Genomic DNA, 21,769 nt, shown 5'->3' on the forward strand with positions numbered 1-21,769 from the left:
TCAGGAGGCTGACAGAACCCGGGCGAGCGTGGCTTTTACCTTGCCCATACCATCGCGCAGGGCCTGTTCGATTTCTGCCATGGTTATGACAGTGGTCGACTTGCCCGCTGCCGGATTGACCACCAGCGCCAGGCAGGCGTATTCCAGCTCCAGCTCACGGGCCAGAGCGGCCTCGGGCATACCAGTCATGCCGATGATGTCGCAGCCATCACGCTCAAGGCGGATGATTTCGGCGACCGTCTCCAGGCGCGGCCCCTGAGTACAGGCATAGACACCCCGATCAGAGAACTCGCACCCTTCAGCGGCCAGTGCTGCAACCAGCCGCGCCCGTAACGCTTCGCTGTAGGGATAGCTGAAGTCGATGTGCGTGACATCTTCCAGATCATCGGCAAAGAACGTATGCTGGCGACCGCTGGTGTAGTCGACCAGATCATGCGGCACGCAAAAGTGCCCGGTGCCCATCGCTGGATGTATGCCACCTACCGCATTGACCGCCAGAATCGCTTCGGCACCAGCCTGCTTCAAGGCCCAGATGTTGGCCCGGTAGTTGACCTGATGCGGTGGCAAACGGTGCGGATGACCATGCCGCGCCAAAAACATCACTTCGCGACCAGCATAATCGCCGATCTGGATTTCGCCGGAAGGTGCGCCATAAGGCGTGTTCATCGACAAGGACTGCCGAATGTTCAGGCCTTCCAGCTGGGTCAGGCCAGTCCCACCAATAATCGCGTAAACAGTCATCGCAAATCCTTAATCGATCAGTTGAGCAGCGCGCAGGGCCTGAAGCGCGGCCTGCCAGCGCGGGTGTTGCCGATAATCAGTACTGGCTGATGCCTGACCGCGCATACGCACGATGCGCGGCGAAGGCCTGACTTTCAGGCGCTGGGCCGCACCTAGGGCCAGCTCTGCCGCAGCGCGGTCATTACATACCAGCCCCATGTCGCAACCCGCCGTCAGCGCAGCCTCGATACGGCTGGCGGCATCACCGACCACATGGGCACCGGCCATCGACAGATCATCGCTGAAAATAACACCGTCAAATTTCAGTTCGTCGCGCAGGATGTCTTGCAGCCAGCGCTTGGAGAAACCGGCAGGCTGCGAATCGACTTTCGGGTAAATGACATGAGCAGGCATCACTGCAGCGAGCTGTCGGCTCAGGCGTGCGAACGGCACCAGATCGCTGGCGCGAATCTGTTCCAGACTGCGCTCGTCATTCGGGATAGCCACGTGAGAGTCGGCTTCAGCCCAGCCGTGGCCAGGGAAATGCTTGCCGGTCGCAGCCATGCCAGCCGCGTTCATGCCACGAATAAACGCCCCTGCCAGCAGCGCCGCACGCTCCGGGTCGCCCTCAAACGAACGCGTCCCGACGACCGCGCTGCGCTGGTAGTCCAGGTCCAGCACCGGAGCAAAACTCAGGTCCAGGCCGACAGCCAATACTTCGGTGGCCATCAGCCAGCCGCAATGCTCGGCCAGCAGCACAGCATCTGGCTTGTCGGCAATGGCGCGCATCGGCGGTAGACGCACGAACCCCTGCCGCAGGCGCTGGACCCTGCCGCCCTCCTGATCCACTGCCAGCAGCAAGTCCGGGCGAACGGCGCGAATTGCCGCACTCAGTTCACGAACCTGACGGGGATGCTCGATGTTTCGGGCAAAGATAATCAAACCGCCCACTTCGGGCTGACGCAGAAAATGACGGTCTTCGCTGGTCAGCCAGGTGCCGGCGACATCGACCATCAGGGAGCCTTGCAGGCCAGAACTCATAGAAAAAACCCTTACACACCAGTGCCCATTTGCAATCCGGGCATGGTGCTTGATCCTGAAGCCTGACGCAATGCGATGCGCCGGTACATTAAGGCTTTGCGGGTCAGGCCTTGGCTACCGCAGGCGTGCCGGTGCTGCTCTTGCTACGCGGCCTGAGTTGAGCGGCGATCATGGTCGGGTCACTGACGCCGGTGTCGGCACGCATGCCTGCGGCCAGAAACGGCACCATCAGGCGCATGACCTGCTCGATGGAGGTATTGACGCCAAAATCGGTTTCGGCAATCGCACGCAAGGCCTTGATGCCGGACATGCTGAATGCGGCGGCACCAAGCATGAAGTGCACGCGCCAGAACAGCTCGATAGGCGGAATACGGGGGGCGGCTTCGTTGACCAGTGTCATGTAACGACGGAACACCTTACCGTACATGTCTTCAAGATAACGGCGCAGGTGGCCCTGACTCTGACTGAAGGCAAGCCCTAAAAGACGCATGAAGATCGACAGGTCGTTACCGCTTCGCGGTTGCACGACAAGCGCCTGCTCGACGAGGATCTCCAGGAGTTCTTCCAGGCTCGGCTTGTGTTCGGGTTTTGCCTGGCGACGCTCCAGCTCGCGATCGAGACTGATGCAGAACGGGCCGAGAAAACGTGAGAACACCGCCTGAATCAGCGCCTTTTTCGAGCCGAAGTGGTAGTTCACAGCAGCCAGATTGACCGAAGCCTTGCTGGTGATGAGACGCAAGGAGGTTTCAGCAAACCCCTTTTCTGCGAACAACTGCTCGGCAGCATCAAGAATGCGTTCAACGGTTTCCGACTGGGCCATGGCTCTCTGCCTAACAAACGAACGTTTGAAACATACGTATCAGGCGCCCAGTTTGTCAAGCGGCCCCGTTCATTTTGTGGCTGAACAGTCACGAAACTGGATGTTAAATGACAATAGACAGCTTATGCAGCGCTTTTTGACGCAAGGCTTCGCAACCCCCCACCGCACCGCCTGGCGGCGAAAGTAAAAAGGATGATTGCCAACGCGCGTTCACTGTATATAATCCCAGTCACTGTATAAAAAGCCAGAGCGCCCATCATGATCAAACTGACGCCACGCCAGGCTGAAATCCTGGGCTTCATCAAACGCTGCCTGGAAGACAACGGCTTTCCACCTACACGTGCGGAAATCGCCCAGGAGCTGGGTTTCAAATCGCCCAACGCAGCGGAAGAACACCTTAAGGCATTGGCTCGCAAAGGCGCCATCGAAATGACCCCTGGTGCCTCACGCGGCATCCGCATTCCCGGCTTTGAAGCACGGCCGGATGAAAGCAGCCTGCCGGTCATTGGTCGCGTAGCAGCTGGCGCGCCGATTCTGGCTCAGCAACATATCGAAGAGTCCTGCAACATCAACCCTTCCTTTTTCCACCCCAGCGCCAACTACCTGCTGCGCGTTCACGGCATGAGTATGAAGGACGTCGGGATTCTGGATGGCGACCTGTTGGCGGTGCACACCACTCGCGAGGCACGTAACGGCCAGATCGTAGTTGCCCGGATCGGCGACGAAGTCACCGTCAAGCGTTTCAAGCGTGAAGGCAGCAAAGTCTGGCTGCTGGCTGAAAACCCTGATTTTGCCCCTATCGAGGTCGATCTCAAGGATCAGGAGCTGGTGATCGAAGGTTTGAGCGTCGGCGTCATTCGCCGCTAAGGAGGCGTTATGCAGTTCCATCAAGCACCGCATTCACAATTGCCACTGTTCGAGGCGTTTCTGGCTCAGCCCATCGCCCCGCTGCTTGCCGATGCAGTCGAAACACCCTGGGGCAACGAGCCAGAACTCTTCAGTGAACTGTCTTTGCGCGGCGCCGCCGGGAACTGCCTGAACCTTCTGGCCCCTATCCTTCGGGAACTGAGCGAAGAAATCGACGCACGCTGGCTGACGCTGATTGCGCCACCCTCAAGCCTGACCCAGACCTGGTTGCGCGATGCAGGACTCAACAGGGAACGGATTCTGCTACTGCAGCCGCGCGGCACACAAAGTGTACTGGAGCTGACTCGCGAAGCACTCAGACTTGGCCGTAGCCATACGGTTGTGAGCTGGATCAATCCACTTGGCACCGCAGCGCGTCAGCAATTGATCAGTGCTGCAAAAATCGGGGAAGCACAGAGCCTGAACATCCGGCTGGGCTAAAAAGCCCGGTCGTCGATCAGTGCAGGACGTGGGGCACGTCATCCTTCTCGACTTCGCCCTCAGCCAGACGGCCAGCCATCTGTACGCCCACACTCAACATGGCCTTGGCGACTTCAACATGCTGACCTTGCATGAACGCTTTGGCATCCGCAGAGAAATCAAGCGTCACCAGAGAACCCTCGTCATCGGCACGACGCAGTTCAATACGTCCGTCAGGCAGTTCGACAATTTCCAGGAAAGAGGTAGGCATTACAGTTACTCCGCAAGAGGCGGGCATTGTAACAGCCTGCCAGCCTGCACTTCATTGGTTTTCAGCACTCGCTCAGGCCTTCACGAAAACGGATGGCCAACCCTTTGAGTTGCTGACGCCAGTTTTCGAGCTCTTCACGTGTCAGTTCAGACTCCGGCTCAGCGTCCAGGTTCACAGCCTGTATCATCGTCTGTGTGACGTCACCCTTGAGCTTTTTCGGTGCACGCGGCGGCTCATACAACGCGTTATAGGCCGTCAGCAACTGAGCCAGCCATGTCTGGCGGTTCTGGGCAAGCTCAACCAACTCGGCCATTTCGGGAATTGCTATGGCGTTCAGCACTTCCTGAGTCAACAAGTCCTCCGCACGACGCGAGCCGGCCTGCGGCAGTCGGTAGAACCCCGCGATCTCGTGGCACAAGCCGAGCAGCGCGCCATACAGATGAAACAAGGCGGACTCACGCTCGGCCTGCAACAATGCAGGCGCGTTCACCGCCTGCCCCTTCTCCGCCTTCCCCAACGCTTCGAGCGCAAGCCCTGCGAAATAGATCTTCTGGTTGGTACGGGTATAGAGCTCATGAGCCATGGCGAGACTCTCCATAACAATGGGATAGAGAACAGCATAGCCTGTGGCGCCGGATCAGTCTGGCACCGCAGGCCGTGCCTGTCGAAAACAGCGCCCGACACGTTTGCGTCGGGCGCTTGCGATCAACGCTTGTCTTCAACCTTCCAGGCGCTGCCATCGTAGAACGCACGCCAGCCCGTAGGCTTGCCCTCTACTTCGGTCTGGACATACTGCTCTTTGGTCTTGCGACTGTAACGGATCACTGCTGGACGACCGTCCGGATCCTTCTTCGGCGCTTCGCAAAGGAAGTGGTACTTGGGATCGATTTCGTCCTTGTGCGGCGCGATCTCGATAACCAGCGGGGCACGGGTTTCACGGTTTTTCGGGAACTGGCTGGCAGCCAGGAACAGGCCCGAAGCGCCGTCACGCAGAATGTAGGTGTCGTCGACCTTGTCGCACTTGAGCTCCGGCATCTTCACCGGGTCCATCTTCGGTGGTGCTGCGTCGCCGCTTTTCAGCAGTTTGCGGGTGTTCTTGCACTCCGGATTGGTACAGCCGAAGAACTTGCCGAAACGACCGGTCTTGAGCTGCATTTCGCTGCCGCACTTGTCGCATTCCAGACTCGGGCCTTCGTAGCCTTTGATCCGGTAAGTACCTTCCTCGATCTCGTAACCTGTGCAATCGGGGTTGTTGCCGCAAATGTGCAGTTTGTGCTTTTCGTCGAGCAGATACGCGTCCATCGCCGTGCTACAGATCGGGCAGCGATGTTTGCCGCGCAGAACCCGCGACTCGGACTCGCCCTCGTCATCGTCGGCAATTTCGTCGCCGGGGGTCAGATTGACAGTCGCCTTGCAGCGTTCCTTGGGCGGCAGGCTGTAGCCGGAGCAACCCAGAAACACACCAGTCGAGGCGGTGCGAATCTGCATCGGGCGGCCGCATACCTTGCACGGGATATCGGTCATCACCGGCTGGTTGGCACGCATGCCGCCATCAGCGGCCTCGGCCACGTCGAGCTTTTTACGGAAATCACCGTAGAACTCGTCCAGGACGTTTTTCCAGTCGCGCTCACCCTGAGCCACGTCGTCGAGGTTTTCTTCCATCCCGGCGGTAAAGCCATAGTCCATCAGGTTGGAAAAGCTTTCGGACAGACGTCCGGTGACGATGTCGCCCATTTTTTCCGAGTAGAAGCGGCGATTGTGCAGCGCCACGTAGCCACGGTCCTGAATGGTCGAAATAATCGCGGCGTAGGTCGACGGGCGACCGATACCGCGCTTTTCCATTTCCTTGACCAGACTGGCTTCGGAATAACGCGCTGGCGGCTTGGTGAAGTGCTGGCTGGGGTCGAGCTTGTTCAGCTTCAGCGCTTCGCCCTGCGCCATGTCCGGCAGAACGTCGTCATCGCCCGGCTTGGCCATCTGTGGCAACGCACGGGTATAGCCGTCGAACTTGAGGATGCGGCCCTTGGCGCGCAGCTCGAAGTCGCTTGCGGCGACCGTGACGGTGGTCGACAGGTATTGTGCAGGCAGCATCTGGCAAGCCACGAACTGACGCCAGATCAACTCGTAAAGGCGCTCGGCGTCACGCTCCATCCCGGCAAGTTTGCTCGGGTGGGTGTTGACGTCGGAAGGTCGAATCGCTTCGTGAGCCTCTTGCGCGCCTTCCTTGCTGCTGTAGACGTTAGGCGATTCCGGCAGGTACTTCTTGCCGAACTCGGTTTCGATGTAGTCACGCGCCATGCTTACCGCGTCGGCCGACAGGTTGGTCGAGTCGGTACGCATATAAGTGATGTAGCCAGCCTCATACAAGCGCTGTGCCATCATCATGGTCTTCTTGACGCCGAAGCCCAGGCGATTGCTCGCCGCCTGCTGCAGGGTCGAGGTGATGAACGGCGCCGATGGCTTGCTGCTGGTCGGCTTGTCTTCACGCTTGACGATGCTGTAGCTGGACGCCTTGAGCTTTTCAAGGGCCGCCATGGCCTGGGTTTCGTTCAGCGGCTTGAACGCTTCGCCGTTTTCACGCGCCACTTCGAACCGCACATTGGCACCCTTGGCGGTGCCCAGATCGACGTGGATTTCCCAGTATTCTTCAGGGTTGAACGCGCGAATTTCGCGCTCACGCTCCACCACCAGCTTCACCGCAACCGACTGCACACGACCGGCAGACAAACCACGGGCCACTTTCTGCCAGAGCAGCGGCGAGACCATGTAGCCTACGACGCGGTCAAGGAAACGACGCGCCTGCTGAGCGTTGACCCGGGCAATGTCCAGCTCGCCTGGCTTGGAAAACGCTTCCTGAATGGCTTTCTTGGTGATCTCGTTGAACACCACGCGCTTGTAGCGGCTGTCATCCCCGCCGATGGCTTCGCGCAGGTGCCAGGCAATGGCTTCCCCTTCGCGGTCCAAGTCCGTCGCAAGATAGATGATGTCGGCATCCTTGGCGAGCTTGCGCAGCTCTTCAATGACCTTTTCCTTGCCAGGAAGGATCTCGTACTTGGCCTTCCAGCCATGTTCCGGATCGACTCCCATGCGCGAGACCAGCTGGCGCTGCGCCTTTTCTTTAGGCGTCAGTACCGGGCCCTCGCCCGCAGCAGCCTTGCCACGCTTGGCGGCAGGGTCTTTGGCGGCACTAGCCGAACCGCTGGTGGGCAGGTCTCGGATATGGCCGATACTCGACTTCACCACGTACTGGTTGCCCAAATACTTGTTGATGGTCTTGGCCTTAGCCGGGGATTCCACGATGACCAGCGATTTGCCCATGGATCAGAAAATTCCTGAATAACTAGATGAAAGACAGTGAGGAGCTTGTAAAGGCCACGCTATATATAGTGGCTACAAGGTGAGGTCAAGCACAGCCTGTTGTGCAATTCCTTCTCACGTTGGTGAAAACAGGCTGGGTTCAGCCTCAACCAGAGCAAAGCGCGGGACGTGCTCGCCGTCAACCTCGACCGACTCCAGAAACATGCTCAAGGGACGCACCCACATCCCGAAATCGCCGTACAGGGCCTGATAGAACACGACTTCCTCTTCGGTTTCGGAATGCCTGGCAACACTGAAAACCCGGTACTGCGGGCCTTTGTAATGGCGATAGAGCCCTGGTTGCAGTTGCATGCTGCGGTCCTCTTGTAACACGTTCAAAAAATTTGGCTGAAGAAACCTTTTTTTCAAAAAACAAAAGCCGGGGCACCAAGCCCCGGCTCGCATCACACACAGGAATCAGACGCGTTCGAAAACGGTCGCGATGCCCTGCCCCAGACCAATACACATGGTAGACACACCGAAGGTGCCGCCATTTTGCTTCATGACATTGAGCAAGGTGCCGGAGATGCGCGCGCCGGAACACCCAAACGGATGACCCAGAGCGATGGCGCCGCCGTGCAGGTTAACCTTCTCGTTCATCTTGTCGAGCACTTTCAAATCTTTCAACACCGGCAAGGCCTGTGCAGCGAAGGCTTCGTTGAGCTCGATAAAGTCGATATCGGCGATCGTCAGACCTGCACGCTTGAGCGCTTTCTGAGTTGCCGGAACCGGACCATAGCCCATGATCGCTGGGTCGACACCGGCCACGGCCATCGAGCGAATCACCGCCAGAGGCTGGATACCGAGGTCCTGGGCGCGCTGCGCCGACATGACAATCATGCACGACGCACCGTCAGTGATCTGCGAGGACGTACCGGCAGTCACGGTGCCACCTTTTGGATTGAACGCCGGCTTGAGCGCGGCGAGACTTTCCAGGGTGGTGTCCGGACGAATGGTCTCATCGTAGTCAAAGACCTTGAGGAAGCCGTTCTCGTCATACCCCTGCATCGGGATGATCTCATCCTTGAACTTGCCTTCCAGCGTCGCCTTGTGGGCCAACTGGTGGGAACGCAGGCCGAAGGCATCCTGCTGCTCGCGGGTAATGCCATGCATTTTGCCGAGCATTTCAGCGGTCAGGCCCATCATTCCGGAGGCTTTGGCAGCGTGCAGGGACATGTGCGGGTTCGGGTCCACGCCATGCATCATGCTGACGTGGCCCATGTGCTCCACACCACCGATGACGAACACGTCACCGTTGTTGGTCATGATCGCCTGCGCAGCGGTGTGCAGCGCGCTCATGGACGAACCACACAGACGGCTTACTGTCTGCGCAGCCGAAGTGTGCGGGATCTGGGTCAGCAATGACGCCATGCGCGCGATGTTCCAGCCCTGCTCCAGGGTCTGGTTGACACAGCCCCAGATCACGTCCTCGACTTCAGCCGGATCAACCTTGTTGTTGCGCTCGAGCAATTTGCTGATCAAATGCGCGGACATGTCTTCAGCGCGGGTGTTGCGGTGCATGCCGCCCTTGGAGCGACCCATCGGGGTACGACCGAAGTCGACAATCACGACGTCTCTTGGATTAAGGCTCATTCGTTCATTCCTCGGAAGACGCTTGACCGAAGAAGCTCTGGCCTTTACTGGCCATTTCACGCAGCTTCGCGGTCGGTTGATACAGGGCACCCAGCTCGGCGTATTGGTCAGCCAGGGCAACGAATTCGGCAACACCGATGGAGTCGATGTAGCGCAGCGCACCGCCACGGAATGGAGGGAAACCAATACCGTAGATCAGGCCCATGTCGGCTTCGGCAGCGGTTTCGACGATGCCGTCTTCCAGGCAGCGAACCGTTTCCAGGCACAACGGGATCATCATCCAGTTGATGATGTCTTCATCGCTCACTTCACGCTGTTCGTAAACGATCGGCTTGAGCACATCCAGCACAGCCGGGTCATTGACCTTCTTGGGCTTGCCCTTCTTGTCGGTCTCGTAGGCATAGAAGCCCTTGCCGTTCTTCTGTCCCAGACGTTTGGCTTCATACAGCGCGTCAACCACAGAGCGGCGATCATCCTTCATCCGGTCAGGGAAACCTTCGGCCATGACATCACGGCCATGGTGGCCGGTGTCGATACCGACAACGTCCATCAGGTAGGCAGGCCCCATCGGCCAGCCGAATTTCTCCATGACCTTGTCGATGCGCACGAAATCCACGCCTGCGCTGACCAGCCTGGCAAAACCGCCGAAGTACGGAAACAGTACGCGGTTGACCAGAAAGCCCGGGCAGTCGTTGACCACAATCGGGTTCTTGCCCATTTTCCTGGCGTAGGCAACGGTCGTGGCAACCGCTTCTTCGCTGGACTTCTCGCCACGGATCACTTCCACCAGCGGCATCATGTGCACCGGGTTGAAGAAGTGCATGCCGACGAAGTTTTCCGGACGCTTGAGGGCCTTGGCCAGCAAGCTGATCGAGATGGTCGAAGTGTTGGACGCCAGAATGGTGTGCTCACCCACGTTGGCTTCGACTTCCGCCAGTACCGCCTGCTTGACCTTCGGGTTTTCGACAACCGCTTCGACCACCAGGTCGACGTTGCCGAAATCGCCGTAGGAAAGCGTAGGACGAATCGCGTTAAGCGCTTCGGCCATCTTCGCCGCAGTCAGACGGCCTTTTTCCAGGCGACCACCAAGCAGTTTGGAGGCTTCGTTCAGACCCAGTTGAATGGCTTCTTCGCGGATATCCTTCATCAGGATCGGCGTGCCCTTGACTGCCGACTGATAGGCAATGCCGCCGCCCATGATCCCGGCGCCCAGTACGGCGGCCTGTTTCACGTCCTTGGCGACTGCGTCGTAGCCCTTGGCTTTCTTTTTCAGTTCCTGATCGTTCAGAAACAGGCCGATAAGGCTCTGCGCAGCAGATGTCTTGGCCATTTTCACGAAACCGGCGGCTTCGATTTCCAGCGCCTTGTCACGACCGAAATTGGCGGCTTTCTGGATGGTCTTGATCGCCTCGACCGGTGCCGGATAGTTCGGTCCGGCCTGACCTGCGACAAAACCTTTGGCGGTTTCGAATGCCATCATTTGCTCGATGGCATTGAGCTTGAGCTTGTCCAGCTTGGGCTGGCGCTTGGCCTTGTAGTCGAACTCGCCGGAAATGGCGCGCTGAATCAGGTCAAGGGCCGCGGCCTGAAGCTTCTCGGGTGCAACTACCGCATCAACGGCACCAACCTTCAGAGCATCCTCTGCGGAGCTTTCCTTGCCTGACGCGATCCATTCGATTGCGTTGTCAGCACCGATGATGCGCGGCAAACGCACAGTACCGCCGAAACCAGGGTATAGGCCCAGCTTGACTTCGGGCAGACCGATGCGAGCACTGCTGGAGATGACCCGATAGTCTGCGGCCAGGCACATTTCCAGACCGCCGCCCAGCGCAATGCCGTTAATAGCGACAACGGTGGGGACGCCCAGATCTTCGAAATCGCTGAAAATCCTGTTGGCTTGCAGATTGCCCGCAACCAGTTCGGCTTCGGGCAACTTGAAGTTGTCGACGAACTCGGTGATGTCGGCACCGACGATGAACACGTCCTTGCCACTGCTGACGATCACGCCCTTGACCGAGGCATCGGCCTTGATTGCATCGACTGCCTGACGCAATTCATTGAGGGTGAGGCGGTTGAACTTGTTGACGGACTCACCCTTGAGATCGAAATTCAATTCGACGATGCCACTTTCAAGAGCCTTAACCGTGATGGCTTTACCTTCGTAAATCATCAACTGATCTCCACAATATGGAAGCTGAACAATACCCGCCGGACATTAATGTCCGACGGGGCTACGACGTCGCCGTCGATGAACTCGCCAAATCACACGTTTACCCGCCGCGACGTGGTAGCCAGGATTCTGTCAGAGCCTTCTGACGACCAAACGATCATTTCATACGCCCGTTTGATTTGGGTACGCACACCATCAGGCATAACCGAGAGATTGTCAATTCGACTAAACACTCGAAAATATTCGTTTTCGCGGGAATATGCAGGCACTCCATAATGCCCACGCCTGTGTGCGATCCGCCATCATTCGCCAGCGTGATAGTAGCCGAACTCAGGTGCTGTAGCCTGACCTAGAGAGCGTGACACGAGACAGTTGTAGGCCAGGAAAATCAGGCGCGGACGCACCGCCTGAGGGCACATACAAAAAATATTTGCAGGAATCGCGACAAAATGGAGCAAAAGGGCTAGAGTCGCAACACTGCGCCACAAGAGGCTCGCAATGCAGCTGATTTGCGGGTGCGCAACAGCGAAGGCCGACATGGCGGCGAAAGCCTGTCGGCACGCGACGAATTATCGGCCTGCCTGGCCAACCCCGGCCCGATGTTGTTATCGGGCTTTTTAATGCCTGCGATTTAATGCCTTTGAGTCAGGCTCAGGCCAATTCCCTGAGCAGCTTATCAATACGCTGCAACACTTCTGCCTCGCCCCGCTCCGCCCAGTACACGGCAACCATCTGCCCGTCAGCCTCGACCTTGTAGGCATCTGCGGGTAACGTCTGCAAATGAGGCAGCAGCTTTGGATCTTCGCAGACCTCACGCCAGCGGTTGCGCCAGACGCCCGGCTCGCTCTGCCAGTAAACCCAGGCATCTGCATGCGAGCTCAGCCGCGGGCGATGGTACTGTGCGCAAGGGCTTGGCGGCTCTTTCGTCAGCCAGTGCGGCCACTCTTGCGGGGCAAGCTGCATACCCATTCCCAGACGGCGCGCCTCCATGCGCAATGCCATCCTGCCGCTCTGATGACGCGACGGGCGCAACCACACAAGCGGGCTCAGCATCACACCAATGATTGACAGGACTATCCAGACCGTCATATTTCTTGCCCCCCACCCGATCTCGGACTTCTCACAACATTTTTGAAAACAATGGCTTGCACAAGGGTCTGCCCAGATGCGAACGAAAGAGCCATACTCCCACCATCGCAATGTTCCCGGAGGACACCCTCATGCCATACGAACACATTCTGGTTGCTATTGACCTCACCGATGAGTGTGACCCGGTCATCCGTCGCGCCAGCTTGCTGGCCAAGGCCAGCGAAGCAAAACTGTCGGTCGTGCACATCGTCGAACCAATCGCCATGGCGTTCGGCGGTGACGTCCCGATGGACCTTTCGCAATTGCAACAGCAACAGATGGATCAGGCCCAGGAGAAGCTCGAAAAGCTCAAACTCAAGTACCCGCAGCTGAAAACCAGCGAAAACCACATAGTGATTGGTCAGCCACGGCAGGAAATCCACAAACTCGCCAAGAGCAAGGCTTGTGACATGATCGTCGTCGGCAGCCATGGCCGCCACGGCCTGGCCTTGTTGCTTGGCTCCACTGCCAACGACGTCCTGCACGGCGCACCATGTGACGTGCTGGCAGTGAGCCTTAAAAAGCCCGAGTAATCTGGCCTGCTACAGCGAAAAGCCCGGTTACCCGGGCTTTTCTGCATCACACGAACGCGTCAGCGATCACTCGTCCAGTTCGGCCCAGCGCTCCAGCAGCTTGTCCAGCTCGGCCTGCAGGTTTTCCAGCTGCGCGAGCACGGCAGCAGTCTGTTCCGCAGAACGCTGGTAAAAGCCCGGCTCGGCCATTTCTGCAGTCAGGACGGCCATCTTGCCTTCAACCTCATCGATCTGTGCAGGCAGCGCCTCCAGCTCGCGCTGAAGTTTGTAGCTGAGCTTCTTCTTGGCGACCGGCATGTCCTGCGCGGCAACCGGTGCGGCCTGCACCACAGCGCTGGCCAGTTCGGCCTTGCCCGACTTGGTGTCGGCGACACCCAGAAGACGCGGCGAACCGCCCTGACGCAGCCAGTCCTGATAACCACCGACGTATTCGCGAACCTTGCCTTCACCTTCGAACACCAGCGTGCTGGTGACGACGTTGTCGAGGAATGCCCGGTCGTGACTGACCATCAGCACGGTGCCCTTAAAGGTCAGCAAGACCTCTTCGAGCAGCTCCAGAGTTTCGACGTCCAGGTCGTTGGTCGGTTCGTCGAGCACCAGCAGGTTGGCAGGCTTGCTGAACAGCTTGGCCAGCAACAGACGGGCACGCTCGCCACCGGACAGCGCCTTGACTGGCGTGCGGGCACGTTGCGGGCTGAACAGGAAGTCACCCAGGTAACTCAGGACATGACGGCTCTGGCCATCGATGTCGATGAAGTCACGCCCCTCGGCAACGTTGTCGATCACGGTCTTTTCCAGGTCGAGCTGGTGACGCAACTGGTCGAAATAGGCCACATCGAGACGCGTACCGACTTCAACCTTGCCACCGGTCGGCTGCAGGTTGTCGAGCATCAGCTTGAGCAATGTGGTCTTGCCGGTGCCGTTCGCGCCGAGCAGACCGATACGGTCTTCGCGCTGCAGGACCATGGAGAAATCCTTGATCAACATCGGGCCACCCGGATGGGCAAAGCTGACGTTGTCGAGAACCATGACCTGCTTGCCGGACTTTTCGGCAGTATCGAGCTGGATATTGGCCTTGCCGGTACGCTCACGGCGCTCGCTACGCTCTACACGCAGCTCCTTCAGAGCACGCACGCGGCCTTCGTTACGAGTACGACGAGCCTTGATGCCCTGCCGGATCCAGACCTCTTCCTGGGCCAGACGCTTGTCGAACAGTGCGTTGGCAGTCTCTTCGGCTGCCAGTGCGGCTTCCTTGTGGACCAGAAAACTGGCGTAATCGCCGTCCCAGTCGATCAGGCCACCGCGGTCCAGCTCAAGAATACGGGTCGCAAGGTTTTGCAGGAATGCCCGGTCGTGCGTGATGAACAGCACCGCACCCTGGAAATCCTTGAGGGCTTCTTCAAGCCAGGCGATAGCGCCAATATCCAGGTGGTTGGTCGGCTCGTCGAGCAGCAGCAGATCCGGCTCGGAAACCAGCGCCTGAGCCAGCAGAACACGGCGACGCCAGCCACCTGACAACTCGGCCAGGGTCTTGTCGGCAGGCAACTGCAAGCGGCTGAGAGTGCTCTCGACCAGTTGCTGCAGGCGCCAGCCATCACGGGCTTCGAGGTCCTGCTGAACATGCATCAGCTTGTTCAGGTCTTCCTCGGTGACGCAGTTCTGCGCCAGATGGTGGTATTCGGCGAGCAAGGCACCGACGCCATCCAGACCTTCGGCCACCACGTCGAAGACAGTCCGTCCGTCGGCTACCGGCAATTCCTGGGGCAATTCGCCGATCTTGAGGCCGGGCGCACGCCAGACAGCCCCGTCATCAGGCTTCTGAACGCCTTTTACCAGCTTCAACATGCTGGATTTGCCTGTGCCGTTACGGCCGATGATGCACACCCGCTCACCACGGGCGATCTGCCAGGACACCTTGTCCAATAACGGCATGGCGCCGAAAGCAAGGGACACATCGCTGAATTTGAGCAGGGTCATGAGCTTCTCCAAAAACCGGGCGCGCATTCTACCTGAGATAACCGGCGGATGTCGGGAATCGTGGCACCCGTGACAACTTCCACATACCCTTCATAACCGACAATTATTTCCATATGAGACAAGCTCGTCGGCAATGCTTTCACCATGAGCTGGCAAAAGGCTAAGCTAGCAATACTTTTCACGACTCATCTGCTCGGAAGTCTCATGCGCAGTCGTTTGTTCAGCTTTTTATCGTGCCTGCTCCTCTCCACCACCGCCATCCAGACTGCTCATGCGGTAGACCTCAACCAACAACGCAAGTATTACGACGAAGCCAAGCGTGCGCTGGCCAAGGGCGATTCAGGCCCGTATCAGATGTACAGCACGGCGCTGGCCGATTATCCGCTGGAGCCCTACCTCGAATACGACGAGCTGACGGCGCGCCTGAAGACTGCCAGCAACGCGGAAATCGAGAAGTTTCTTGCCGAGCATGGAGACCTGCCGCAGGCCAACTGGATGAAGTTGCGCTGGTTGCGCTGGCTGGCGGAACGCGGTGACTGGCAACCGTTCGTCAAGTACTACGACCCGAAAATGAATTTCGTCGAACTGGATTGCCTGTACGGCCAATACCAGTTGAGCAACAACAAGCGTGCCGAAGGCTATGCCAGTGCAGAAAAACTGTGGATGACCGGCAAGACACTGCCAGCCGCCTGTGACGGCTTTTTCGCGCAATGGGCAGCCGCAGGCCAATTGACAGAGCAGAAACGCTGGCAACGGGCCAAACTGGCCGCTCAGGCACGCAATTACAGCCTGGCCAACACCCTGGTCAACAGTCTCAACTCCCTGGCCCCGCAAGGACGCCTGCTGCTGGCCGTCGCCCAGAAGCCGGAAATGGTCAACAACCCCGCGCAGTTCGCGCCGGTGGATGAAGCCATGTCCGATGTGGTCGGCCTTGGCCTGCGCAGACTGGCCAAGGAGGATCCGCAGAAAGCCCTGTCGATGCTCGATGGCTACGCGGCAACCATGCACTTCTCCCGTGAAGAGCAGGTGGAAATTGCCAAGGAAATCGGCCTGACCCTGGCACGTCGCTACGACGACCGCGCCCTGGAGGTCATGACCCGGTACGACCCGGAGCTGCGCGACAATACGGTTACCGAGTGGCGTATGCGTCTGCTGCTGCGGCTGGGTCGCTGGGAAGATGCCTACGAACTGGCACGTCGACTGCCCAAAGACCTTGCTGCAACCAATCGCTGGCGTTACTGGGAAGCCCGCTCTCTGGAACTGGCGCAGCCCAACAGCCCGCTGATTGCCGCTCTGTACAAGGACGTGGCCAAAGAGCGCGACTTCTACGGTTTTCTGGCGGCCGATCGCACACAAAGCCCCTATCAGCTCAATAACAAGCCCCTGGTGCTTAGCCAGGCGCTGATCAACAAGGTACGCAACACACCTGGGGTGCGGCGTGCGCTGGAGTTTCATGATCGCGGCGAAATCGTCGATGGACGACGCGAGTGGTATCACGTCAGCCGCCAGTTCAACCGTGACGAAATGGTTGCCCAAGCCAAACTGGCCTACGACCTGAAATGGTATTTCCCGGCCATTCGCACGATCAGCCAGGCGCAATACTGGGATGATCTGGACATCCGCTTCCCGATGGCCCATCGCGACACACTGGTACGCGAAGCCAAGGTGCGTGGGCTGCACTCAAGCTGGGTATTCGCCATTACGCGCCAGGAGAGCGCCTTCATGGATGACGCTCGCTCGGGCGTCGGCGCCAGCGGCCTGATGCAGTTGATGCCCGCCACCGCCAAGGAAACTGCCCGCAAGTTCAGCATTCCGCTGGCCTCGCCGCAGCAGGTGTTGGACCCGGACACCAACATTCAGTTGGGCGCCGCCTACCTGAGTTCGGTGCATGCCCAGTTCAACGGCAATCGCGTGCTTGCTTCAGCCGCCTACAACGCCGGGCCAGGCCGCGTACGCCAATGGCTGAAAGGTGCCAATCACCTGGCCTTCGATGTCTGGGTAGAGAGCATACCGTTCGATGAAACCCGCCAGTACGTACAGAACGTGTTGTCCTATTCGGTGATCTACGGCCAGAAGCTCAACTCGCCTCAGCCGCTGGTTGACTGGCACGAGCGGTTTTTCGACGATCAGTGACCGGTCGGCAGGAGTGCTTCTCAGAGCACTCCTGCCGCCACGCAACACCTATTCCAGCACTTCGACCTGCATACCCACCTCAAGCTCGCCAAACCCCTCGTTGACGACGTTCTGGCCAAACAGCACGTTACCCTCCACCTCCCGATAGGTCTTGAGTGTGGCGAAGGGCTCGCGATCCGCGCTGCGCTCGCCGGTAGCCGGGTCGACAGTGGTGAGAATGCAGCGCGCGCAAGGCTTGAGCAGCTGGAATTCGATGTCGCCGATACGGATACGCTTCCAGCCATCCTCGGCAAAGGCCTCAGCCCCTTCAACCACCAGATTGGGCCTGAAGCGCAGCATTTCCAATGGCCTGCCCAGGCGGAACGACAGGTCATCGAGCGAGCCCTGACCAATCAGCAGCAACGGGAAGCCATCGGCAAAACTCACCCGGTCGTTAATCGTCTGGTAGCCCCCGGGCAGCCAGCGCGCACGCTCTGCCGGCAGATAAACCATGCGGGTGGGCTTGCCAATAAACCGGCTGACCCATTCGGCTGCCACGTCGCCAGCGTCCGGCACCTGCAACGAATCACGCCAGACTGTCACACCGCGCAGGTTTGACTCGATATCCAGCGGAACCGCGACGTCCAGAGGCTCGAAACCGGGTGCCGAAAGGGTTACACCGCCGCTGGCATTCCACAACACCGTCAGTTGGGACATGTGCGACAGGGCGCGCTGGGTGAAGAACCGACCGTTGCTTTCGTCGACCAGCATCCAGCGTCGGTCCCCCGCCAACCCCAACTGGTCGAACGACGCGCGTTGCAGCGTCTCCGCCTTGCAGGATTTGAGAGGGAAACGATAGAGAGAGCTGAGACGCAACATGAGAGCCGGTTCCTTTGATGGCGGGATAAGCTTTGACGAAGACATCGAAGCTTATCCGAAGCCGGAGCGGCAGGCATCCGCGATCAACAATCGCGCAAGGTATCAGCCAATCATCAAAAGACGTTCGCGCACTACTTCGACCAGCTTGTCGGGCTGGAATTTGGAGAGGAAGTTGTCACAACCGACCTTCTTGACCATCGATTCGTTGAAGCTGCCGGACAACGAGGTGTGCAGAACGATGTAAAGACTGCGCAAACGCGGATCGTTGCGAATCTCGGTGGTCAGGCGATAACCGTCCATTTCCGGCATTTCGGCATCGGTGAATACCATCAGCAGCTTTTCATGGACGTTCTCGCCCGCGTCCGCCCAACCCTTGAGCATGTTCAACGCTTTGAGACCATCACTGGCCACGTGCAGCTTGAGGCCCAATTGAGACAGCGTGTCGCGCAACTGCGCCAGTGCCACCTTGGAGTCATCGACCAGCAACACCTCACGACCACGGGCATTTTCCAGTACCGGGTCTTCGAGCTTCTCACGGGACACCTTGGCGTTGTAAGGCACGATCTCGGCAAGTACTTTTTCGACGTCGATGATTTCTACCAGTTGGTCATCGACTTTGCTGATCGCCGTCAGGTAATGCTGACGACCGGCGCTGGCCGGCGGCGGCATGATCGCGTCCCAGTTCATGTTGACGATGCGATCCACACCACCGACCAGGAAGGCCTGAACCGAGCGATTGTACTCGGTGACGATGATCGTGCTGCCAGGCCCCGGCACCAGCGGCCGCATACCAATGGCCTGGGAAAGGTCGATCACCGGCAGGGTCTGGCCACGCAGGTTGACCACGCCACAGACGAACGAGTGACGTTGCGGCATGAGGGTAAGCTTGGGTAGCTGCAATACTTCCTGGACCTTGAACACGTTGATCGCAAACAATTGCCGACCGGCAAGGCGAAACATGAGGATTTCCAGGCGATTCTCGCCCACCAGTTGTGTGCGCTGATCTACTGTGTCGAGAATGCCTGCCATTATTAGCTCCTGAAGCAATGGTCACGATGAGTCTGTTGAGCCTGTATCGGCTGAAACCAGCCGGACCTTAATGGCGATGAAAGGCCATTCTCAGTATTGATGTCACTTTACCATCATGATTTACTGGTGTCGCTTTCCTGCCAGACAAATACGACGATGAGCGCGTTCTGGAAAAGCCTGAACATACCCAGTCGCTCAAGGTAAAAATCAAAGAAGCACAAAAAGTCAATCGGGGATAACCTGATATGATCGACATCTAATTGCCACTATTGTGACGCCATTCTCAATACAAGAATGGCGTCAGGTTCGTGTCCGCTTTTCAAACCTTGTAATCAAGCGGCGCTGGCAACATTCAGAAATGCCCTACATACTTTTGTTTGAAATCGACATTAACTGTCAGCCATTCGCCGCGGGCGGAAGTTCGCTATCCATGATCAGTGGAGACAAAGGATGCTGAGCAACAACGATTGGCAGCATAAGCACGACCAGTTCCTGAGCACCTCTCAGGCACTTCTGTACAAGTCGGAAGAATGTCTTTCGCACCTGGAGTTGATCCCCAACGACGAGGACGCCACCGGCTGCCTTCTGACCACCCTGCGCACGCTGGCCCAGGAGGCGGAAGCCGCGCCTGTGCCTTGTATTGCCGAGTTTTCACGTCAGCTGTGTCAATTATTGAAAAGCGGCGACCAGGCCAACGAACTCTCACAGGAAACCCTGCTGACCGTCAAAAACTGCCTGATGCTGATGTCCTGGCAGGTCGAGCTTCTCGATCCGCAGACGGGTGAGTTGACGATGGACAACAACGAACAGCTGGAGCTGTTGGAAAAGCTGGCCAGCGCTTCCTCGCAATCGGCAGCGGTGAAGGATGCAACCCAACGATAACGCTCGACTGTCGAGCATCACACACGCAATGTCATTGAAGTGATGTTGTCACGTCAGGGTTTTCCGTCCTATTGTCTTCACTGCTTTCAAATCGTCTTAAAGGTTGACCAGGGACTGAAAGCACGTCTCGGCGGTCCCATTTACACAAGAAGCCACAATGACCTGCAATCTGTTACTGGTCGACGACCACTCCCTGATCAGAGCCGGCGTGCGAGCGCTGGTTGCAGAAATGCCGGGCTACGCCATTATCGGTGAAACGGCGGACGGCGCGCAGTTGTCGAGCCTGGCGCAGCGACTCAAGCCCGACATCATCCTGCTCGATATCTGGATGAAGAGCGTCGACGGCCTTGAGGCGCTCGAACACTTGTTGAAAGTACAGCCACATTGCAAGGTATTGATCCTGTCGATGCACACCGACCCGGACATGATCATGCGTGCGCTCGACATCGGGGCTCGCGGCTATCTGCTCAAGGACACCACAGCTACCGAACTGGAACAGGCACTGGAAGCGCTGCGCAACAACGAACGCTATCTGAGCCCGGCCATCGCTCATACCGTTATCGAGCGCGCCCTGCGCGGAACACGCTCGGACAGGGCCCGGGCAGCCAAGGAGCGATATCACCTGACCGCTCGCCAACTGGAAATCCTGCGCCTGATCGTGCGTGGCAAGTCCACGCGTGAGATCGCCGACGGCCTGGGGCTGAGCATCAAGACTATCGAGACCCACCGCTCCCAGGTCATGAAGCGGCTGCAGATATTCGATGTCGCCGGGCTGGTCCTGTTTTGCGTTCGCGAACGGATCATCAGTCTGGACGATTGAGCATCGGTGCACGGCTCAGCACCGGTGAATCGGCCGGCAAATGCACCTGTAGCGCGCCCGGTCGCGCCTCGAAGCGCAGGTCCTCGCCAGATAACGGCTCGCCATCGAGGTTGATATCCAGCCCCTGGGCCGACTTGAGTTCTACCCAGGGCAGACGCGTGCGGATGAACATGTTGTCGATGCCCAGTCCGCCTTCCAGCAGACTTCTCAGCGTGCCGACCACTTCCTGAGGCGCTGGCAGGATACTGATGTCGAGCAGGCCATCATCAGCCAACGCGGTCGGGCACAGCTCGTGTCCACCGCCAGCCTGCCGGCCGTTACCGATACCCAAGGCAAGAAGATCGCCGCGCCAGTGGAAATCCGGCCCGGTGAGTTCGCCGTGGGCAGCATGCAATTCGCTGAACCTTGTCAGGCCGGTAAACAGATAGGCCGCGCCGCCCAATACCTTTTTCAGGTCTTCGGATGTGTTGGCCGTTACCTGACTGCCAAAGCCGCCGGTAGCCATGTTGAGGAACAGTTTGCCGCCGACTTCACCCAGATCGACGGCACGCGGTGCTACGTCCATCAGTTGCAGAGCCTTGGAGACCTCAAGAGGCACCCCGGCTGCGCGGGCAAAATCGTTGGCAGTGCCCAGCGGCAAAATAGTCAGGCTGGCTTGTGTTTCAGCCAACGCCAGGGCCTCGGCGATATCTCGCAAGGTACCGTCACCACCGCCCGCCACGATATGCCGATGCCCGGCGGCCAGCGCTTCGCCAACCAGGCGCCGGGCATCGCCAGCTTCCCAGGTAAGCCTCACGTCCAGCTCCCAGCCCTGCTTGCGCTTGTCTGCAACGGCATCACGTACGTCTTCGTTGAGCGCCTGTTTACCGTGAAGAATGAGCATTGCCCTGCGTTGTGTCATGACACCTCCTCTGACGAACCCTACGAATTGAAGCCTGCGAGCGACGCTCTTTCTGTAATCAGCGCCCGCATACATTTCGCACGACGCATGACTGTGACCCCGCACATGTCAAAAAGGCCCACCCGTCACAGAAATTTTTTTCACGTCATCAAGAACAGATCAACCCCCGCCAATACTGGGCAAAACCCGGAAGCAGAAGCTCTGGAGCAA

The 21,769-nt window shown here is 58.4% G+C and carries 20 protein-coding genes; 6 read left to right on the forward strand and 14 right to left on the reverse strand.

Annotated features, from left to right (window positions below; genetic code table 11):
- From FFH21_RS17030 to psrA, 3 genes are all read right to left on the reverse strand, one after another.
- Window positions 1-741: an S-methyl-5'-thioinosine phosphorylase gene (locus FFH21_RS17030; RefSeq protein WP_011169006.1), complete on the reverse strand. Its 741-nt coding sequence runs from the start codon at window positions 739-741 to the stop codon at window positions 1-3.
- A 9-nt stretch (window positions 742-750) separates the two neighbouring features.
- Complete coding sequence (gene nagZ / locus FFH21_RS17035) at window positions 751-1,761, reverse strand: beta-N-acetylhexosaminidase (protein ID WP_011169007.1); 1,011 nt, start codon at window positions 1,759-1,761, stop codon at window positions 751-753.
- Window positions 1,762-1,864: 103 nt separating this feature from the next.
- On the reverse strand, window positions 1,865-2,581 hold the full coding sequence (gene psrA / locus FFH21_RS17040) for a transcriptional regulator PsrA (protein WP_004665746.1): 717 nt from the start codon (window positions 2,579-2,581) through the stop codon (window positions 1,865-1,867).
- Window positions 2,582-2,839: 258 nt separating this feature from the next.
- Here psrA and lexA point away from each other — a divergent pair, with 258 nt between their 5' ends.
- Both lexA and sulA read left to right on the forward strand, forming a co-directional pair.
- On the forward strand, window positions 2,840-3,448 hold the full coding sequence (gene lexA / locus FFH21_RS17045) for a transcriptional repressor LexA (RefSeq protein ID WP_002554100.1): 609 nt from the start codon (window positions 2,840-2,842) through the stop codon (window positions 3,446-3,448).
- A 9-nt stretch (window positions 3,449-3,457) separates the two neighbouring features.
- A complete protein-coding gene (gene sulA, locus FFH21_RS17050; RefSeq protein WP_004656886.1) occupies window positions 3,458-3,928 on the forward strand; it encodes an SOS-induced cell division inhibitor SulA in 471 nt (156 codons plus the stop codon).
- 16 nt (window positions 3,929-3,944) lie between these two features.
- Here the strand turns inward: sulA and FFH21_RS17055 are convergent, their stop codons facing one another.
- The 7 genes from FFH21_RS17055 to FFH21_RS17100 form a co-directional block, all read right to left on the reverse strand.
- Entirely contained in the window at window positions 3,945-4,178 is a 234-nt protein-coding gene (locus FFH21_RS17055; protein WP_002554102.1) for a hypothetical protein, read from the reverse strand.
- A gap of 61 nt (window positions 4,179-4,239) precedes the next feature.
- Window positions 4,240-4,761: a DUF6586 family protein gene (locus FFH21_RS17060; RefSeq protein ID WP_011169008.1), complete on the reverse strand. Its 522-nt coding sequence runs from the start codon at window positions 4,759-4,761 to the stop codon at window positions 4,240-4,242.
- A gap of 122 nt (window positions 4,762-4,883) precedes the next feature.
- Window positions 4,884-7,496, reverse strand: a complete 2,613-nt coding sequence (gene topA, locus FFH21_RS17065; protein ID WP_004656891.1) for a type I DNA topoisomerase — start codon at window positions 7,494-7,496, stop codon at window positions 4,884-4,886.
- Window positions 7,497-7,610: 114 nt separating this feature from the next.
- Window positions 7,611-7,847: a DUF1653 domain-containing protein gene (locus tag FFH21_RS17070; protein WP_004656893.1), complete on the reverse strand. Its 237-nt coding sequence runs from the start codon at window positions 7,845-7,847 to the stop codon at window positions 7,611-7,613.
- A gap of 105 nt (window positions 7,848-7,952) precedes the next feature.
- On the reverse strand, window positions 7,953-9,128 hold the full coding sequence (fadA, locus tag FFH21_RS17075; protein WP_004656895.1) for an acetyl-CoA C-acyltransferase FadA: 1,176 nt from the start codon (window positions 9,126-9,128) through the stop codon (window positions 7,953-7,955).
- Window positions 9,129-9,132: 4 nt separating this feature from the next.
- Window positions 9,133-11,298: a fatty acid oxidation complex subunit alpha FadB gene (gene fadB, locus FFH21_RS17080; RefSeq protein WP_004665750.1), complete on the reverse strand. Its 2,166-nt coding sequence runs from the start codon at window positions 11,296-11,298 to the stop codon at window positions 9,133-9,135.
- A gap of 651 nt (window positions 11,299-11,949) precedes the next feature.
- Window positions 11,950-12,387: a hypothetical protein gene (locus FFH21_RS17100; protein ID WP_004656900.1), complete on the reverse strand. Its 438-nt coding sequence runs from the start codon at window positions 12,385-12,387 to the stop codon at window positions 11,950-11,952.
- Between the two features lie 131 nt (window positions 12,388-12,518).
- Here FFH21_RS17100 and FFH21_RS17105 point away from each other — a divergent pair, with 131 nt between their 5' ends.
- Window positions 12,519-12,959, forward strand: coding sequence for a universal stress protein (locus tag FFH21_RS17105; protein ID WP_004665751.1), 441 nt, complete (start codon window positions 12,519-12,521; stop codon window positions 12,957-12,959).
- Window positions 12,960-13,025: 66 nt separating this feature from the next.
- On the opposite strand, the gene FFH21_RS17110 is transcribed toward FFH21_RS17105, so the two are convergent.
- Window positions 13,026-14,936, reverse strand: a complete 1,911-nt coding sequence (locus FFH21_RS17110) for an ATP-binding cassette domain-containing protein (protein WP_002554111.1) — start codon at window positions 14,934-14,936, stop codon at window positions 13,026-13,028.
- A 204-nt stretch (window positions 14,937-15,140) separates the two neighbouring features.
- Between FFH21_RS17110 and FFH21_RS17115 the strand changes: the two genes are divergently transcribed.
- Window positions 15,141-17,069, forward strand: coding sequence for a transglycosylase SLT domain-containing protein (locus FFH21_RS17115; RefSeq protein ID WP_002554112.1), 1,929 nt, complete (start codon window positions 15,141-15,143; stop codon window positions 17,067-17,069).
- A 48-nt stretch (window positions 17,070-17,117) separates the two neighbouring features.
- Here the strand turns inward: FFH21_RS17115 and FFH21_RS17120 are convergent, their stop codons facing one another.
- Window positions 17,118-17,927 (reverse strand): MOSC domain-containing protein, encoded by an 810-nt coding sequence (locus FFH21_RS17120; protein WP_004656911.1) that lies wholly within the window; start codon window positions 17,925-17,927, stop codon window positions 17,118-17,120.
- Window positions 17,928-18,029: 102 nt separating this feature from the next.
- Window positions 18,030-18,956 carry a chemotaxis protein CheV gene (locus FFH21_RS17125; RefSeq protein ID WP_002554114.1) on the reverse strand — a complete coding sequence of 309 codons (927 nt, stop codon included), beginning with the start codon at window positions 18,954-18,956 and terminating at the stop codon, window positions 18,030-18,032.
- Between the two features lie 450 nt (window positions 18,957-19,406).
- Between FFH21_RS17125 and FFH21_RS17130 the strand changes: the two genes are divergently transcribed.
- Together FFH21_RS17130 and FFH21_RS17135 are read left to right on the forward strand one after the other, a co-directional pair.
- Complete coding sequence (locus FFH21_RS17130) at window positions 19,407-19,838, forward strand: hypothetical protein (RefSeq protein ID WP_002554116.1); 432 nt, start codon at window positions 19,407-19,409, stop codon at window positions 19,836-19,838.
- 157 nt (window positions 19,839-19,995) lie between these two features.
- A complete protein-coding gene (locus FFH21_RS17135; protein ID WP_004656916.1) occupies window positions 19,996-20,658 on the forward strand; it encodes a response regulator transcription factor in 663 nt (220 codons plus the stop codon).
- On the opposite strand, the gene yegS is transcribed toward FFH21_RS17135, so the two are convergent.
- Window positions 20,642-21,559: a lipid kinase YegS gene (gene yegS, locus FFH21_RS17140; RefSeq protein ID WP_011169013.1), complete on the reverse strand. Its 918-nt coding sequence runs from the start codon at window positions 21,557-21,559 to the stop codon at window positions 20,642-20,644. The genes FFH21_RS17135 and yegS overlap by 17 nt on opposite strands.
- Window positions 21,560-21,769: the final 210 nt, after the last annotated feature.

It is taken from the genome of Pseudomonas sp. KBS0707 (assembly GCF_005937945.2).
Taxonomy (GTDB): domain Bacteria; phylum Pseudomonadota; class Gammaproteobacteria; order Pseudomonadales; family Pseudomonadaceae; genus Aquipseudomonas; species Aquipseudomonas amygdali.